The organism is Agromyces humi (assembly GCF_009720255.1).
GTDB classification, from domain to species: Bacteria; Actinomycetota; Actinomycetes; order Actinomycetales; family Microbacteriaceae; genus Agromyces; species Agromyces humi.
In genome coordinates this window covers 1-836 of record NZ_WJSP02000703.1, presented here as the reverse complement: position 1 = coordinate 836, position 836 = coordinate 1, and the positions used below count along the sequence as shown (strand labels likewise).

Below are 836 nucleotides of genomic sequence, written 5' to 3'. Positions count from 1 at the left end.
TCGAGGGTTTCGGAGTCGGCGGTCATGCCATCGTCATGCGCGGCCGGCGAAGATCCGGCGGATCTCGCGGGCTTCCTCGAGTGCGTGCCGGGCGTCGTCCACGGCGCGGGCCCGCGTGTCGGCGGCCTCGTTGAGTTCGTGCCCCACGTGTCCGCGCACCCACTCGAAGCGGTACCGACGGCCGGCGAGCTCGTCGTCGAGCTCCTGCAGCAGGTCGACGTTCATCACGGGCTTGCCGTCGGCCTTGCGCCATCCCTTGCGCTTCCAGCCCGGCATCCACTTCGTGATGCAGTTGATCACGTACTGGCTGTCGCAGAGCACGAGCAGGTCGTCGTCGAGGTGCTTCGTGGCACGGAAGAGCTCGAGCACGGCCTTCAGCTCGGCCTGGTTGTTCGTGGCGTGCGGCCAGCCGCCGGCCGCCCACGTGGTGTCGTCGACATACCAGGCCCATCCGGCGGGGCCGGGGTTTCCGAGAGCCGAACCATCGGCGGCGGCAGTGATCACGGTGTCCTTCCGGGGTCGGTCTGGTGCGGCGCCCATCGTATCGGGCGCCTGCGACGCGGCGTTCCCAGCGCCCCGTCTCGACGCGTTCGGCCGGGCCGTTCGCCCGCAGCGCACGGTGGCCGGCCTGTCGGAGGCCGCGCGTAGACTCGGACGGTGATCCTGCAGGGCTTGAACACGGCGCTTTCGCGCGCCTCCACGATCGACGACGCGCTCGCCGAGGCCCTGCGGAACGCCGACTTCTCGGCCCCCGCCGGCATCGACGCGCCCCTCATCGCCGGCCTCCTCGAGCGCCGCATCGAGGCGGGCCTCCCGCCCGCGCTGCTCGTCGTCAC

1 protein-coding gene is annotated in these 836 nt (G+C 71.5%); it reads right to left on the bottom strand.

The window, feature by feature from the left end; genetic code table 11:
- Nucleotides 1–33 precede the first annotated feature (33 nt).
- Nucleotides 34–504: a ribonuclease H family protein gene (locus GH736_RS23655; RefSeq protein WP_235934666.1), complete on the bottom strand. Its 471-nt coding sequence runs from the start codon at nucleotides 502–504 to the stop codon at nucleotides 34–36.
- Between the last annotated feature and the right edge of the window lie 332 nt (nucleotides 505–836).